The 3,117-nt window shown below is 71.2% G+C and carries 2 protein-coding genes; both read left to right on the top strand.

Annotated features, from left to right (window positions below; all coding sequences use genetic code 11):
• A partial coding sequence (locus tag FVW27_RS11680; protein ID WP_167125349.1) for a 4Fe-4S binding protein occupies window positions 1-1,031 on the top strand: 1,031 nt, incomplete at its 5' end.
• A gap of 255 nt (window positions 1,032-1,286) precedes the next feature.
• On the top strand, window positions 1,287-3,023 hold the full coding sequence (locus FVW27_RS11675; protein WP_167125347.1) for a multicopper oxidase family protein: 1,737 nt from the start codon (window positions 1,287-1,289) through the stop codon (window positions 3,021-3,023).
• Window positions 3,024-3,117 lie beyond the last annotated feature (94 nt).

Here is a 3,117-nt window from a genome sequence, read left to right as displayed (position 1 = left end):
GGCACCCGCTGGCCCGCTGGCTGGCCGGGCCGCTGGCCCGGCTGGGCGGCCTGCTGGGGGTGTGGGGCACGCGCACTGAATTCGGGCCGGAATTCGCCCAAAGCTATCACGGCAAGGTCATGCCGCCGGGCACCGTGCCCCGGCTCATCGCGGTGGAACGCCCCGTAGCCACCACGGTGCCGGAAACGGTGCTGCCCTTCCGCATGGCGCGCGACATCATCCTCGACAATGCCGACGCACTGGCCCTGCTGAACTGCCCCTGCCGCCTGACGCGGGAAGACCACTGCACCCCGGTGGACGTGTGCATCCTGGCTGGCGGACCGGTGGTGGACTTCGTGCTGGAGCATCACCCGGACAAGGCCCGCCGCGTCACGCCGGGCGAGGCCATCCGCGTGGTGGAGGCGGAAAACCGGCGCGGCCACGTCTCGCACGCGTTCTTCAAGGAAGCGGTGCTGGGCCGCTACTACGCCATCTGCAACTGCTGCACCTGCTGCTGCGGGGCCATGCAGGCCCACCGCGAAGGCACGCCAATGCTGGTTTCTTCGGGCTACGTGGCCTGCGTGGACACAGGCACCTGCACGGGCTGCGGCCAGTGCGCGCGCATCTGCCCCTTCGACGCGGTGCACATGGTCGGCAGAGCCACGCAGGGGGCTTTGCCGCCGAATGGCGGATCGGGCAACGCCCCGTTGCCGCAACGCCACTTCGATGCACGGCGTGCGACAGGACGTGATGCGAAGCCCGCTGCGGGACATGGCGCGGGATGCCGTATTCGGCACGCCGCCCGGCCTGCCGTCATCCCCGCCATCGATACCACCGCGTGCATGGGCTGCGGGGTATGCGAACTGCGATGCCCCGGCAAGGCCGTGTCCCTGGAACTGGCCCCCGGCAAACCCGCACCGCTGGTGCTGCCGGGTGAAGCGGCCCCGGTGTCGCTGCACCACCCCGATCTGGCTGGACAAAATCCGCCCGGCAAGGGCTGCGGACAGTGCGCAAGCCGAAGCGCCCCCGGCGGCCCCCATGCCCCGGGGTAGCCGCCGTACGGTCCGATAGTCCGAAACGGGCAGGGCGGGCGGAACCACAACGCGGCGCAAGGGGCACGCCGCAGCGCGATACCGCACGCGCTTCACTTTCGCGGCCATCCACGCTATCTTCCGCTTAGTATTTCGGGATATTGCGCACTATCCACAGCGTTCGCGCATCCGCCAGGCCAAGGTCTGCGCCACGCGAAAGAATGCCGGGGCCGCCCGCCAGGCGCGATGCACCCCACCGGAAACGCAGGAGCAACCATGCGGAGCATCGGCAGACGACGTTTCCTGAAGCTGGCCGGAATCACCGCGCTTACCGGGGTAACCTGGGCCCTGGCGCCCACTGTTCCCGCCCTTGCGGCGCAGGACGCCGCAGCCCCGCGCCCAGTCACCCCAGTCGCCGTGCCGACGCCCCCGCCCCGCACTGTGCCCGGACTGCACTCCGCCGCCAGCTTCGACACCCCCCTGCCCCTGCCCGGTGACCGTTCGTTCATGGGACTCATGGACGGCGGGGCGCGCATCGAACTTTCCGCCACGTCCGACCCGCGATTGCCCACCGGCGACATGCCCCCCGCCCCGCCGCTGTGCTTCCAGACCGAGCACGGCGGCCGCCCCTACTGGAATCCCACCCTGGTCATCCAGCGCGGTGCCTCGTTGCGGGTGCGCCTGATCAACCGGCTGGACGCCCCTACCCTGCTGCGCTGGCACGGCCTGCTCGCCGACTGGCGCATGGGCGGCCACCCGGTGATGATGCTGCTGCCCGGCGCCAGCTTCGAATACCGCGTCACCCTGCGCAACCGGGCAGGCATCTATCCCTACCACGCCATCGCGCCGGGATTCTCGGGCCGCCAGACCCACCAGGGCCTGGTGGGTCTGTGCATCGTGGACGATGAGGAAGAGCGCGCCGCTCTGGCCGCCATGGACATCGAACCGCTGGGGGCGGGGGGCACCGGCGCCTTCCGGGCCACCCTGCCCGCGCCGGGCAACGGCCCCTCGGACGTTCCCCTGCTGTTTCAGGACCGCCGCCTGGACCGCGACGGGGTGCCGGTGTACGCGCCCGGTCTGGACGACCGGATATCGGGCCTCATCGGTGACGTGCTCACCGTCAATGGCGTGGCCGGTGCAAAACTGGACGTGGTCACCCGCATGTACCGCCTGCGCCTGGTGAACATGTGCAACGCGCGGGTCCTGCACGTGGGCCTGGCCCGCCCCGACGGCGCGCCGCAGCCCTTCACGCTGATGGGTACCGACGGCGGCATGCTGGAACGTCCGCTGCCCTTGCAGCGCCTGTTCCTTGGCCCCGGCGAACGGGCGGACATTCTGGTGGACCTGCGTGCCGCGAACCCCGGTGACGAATGGCACCTGGTCAACCTGCCCTTCGACCCCATGCGTCGGGCCGGAGCGGCCTCCGGCGGGGCCGGGGCTCCCGGTGAAGGCGAGGCGGCACGCCTGCTGCGACTGCGCGTGATGCAGCGCGTGGACTATGCCCAGCCCCTGCCCGTGCGGCTGTGCGACTTTCCCGCGGCGCCCCCCCTGCCGCAGGGGCCGCCGCGCCGCCTGCATGTCTCGCGCGGCGAGGTGCTGGGGCGTCCCTCGTGGCTGCTGAACGGACAGCCGTTCGCCCTGCGGCACGACACCAACGCGGACCTGCCGGACGACTTTCCGGCACCGCGCGTGCCCGCCCGTACGACCGAGGTCTGGGAACTGTCCAACGACGCTGCGTCCATCCCCCATGCCCTGCATCTGTCGGGCTTTCAGTTGCGGGTGCTGGAGCGGCGCGGCAGTCCTCCCCAGGTGGCGGCCCTGGCCGTGGCACCCTCGGGGTGTTCGGCAACCGACACCGGCATCAAGGATACCGTGCTGGTCTGGCCCGGCGAGACGGTGCGGGTGCTGGCGGATTTTCGCGATGCTCCGCCGGAGACGCAGCGCGCCGCGCTGTATTCACGCGTGCTGGAATGCCTGGATGATGGAATGGTGCAGGATGTCTCCGTGCCCTGAGGCGGCGGACGCCGCCGCTGGCGACGTTGCGGAGGCTGCCAGGCGTGCGGGTGGTTCCACCGCCGGGGCATCTGCCCGGCGGGGGCTGCCCGGC

This window comes from Nitratidesulfovibrio liaohensis (genome assembly GCF_011682075.1).
GTDB lineage: Bacteria > Desulfobacterota > Desulfovibrionia > Desulfovibrionales > Desulfovibrionaceae > Cupidesulfovibrio > Cupidesulfovibrio liaohensis.
The sequence above is the reverse complement of the archived record's forward strand: the minus strand, read 5'-3'. Positions and strand labels throughout refer to the sequence as shown.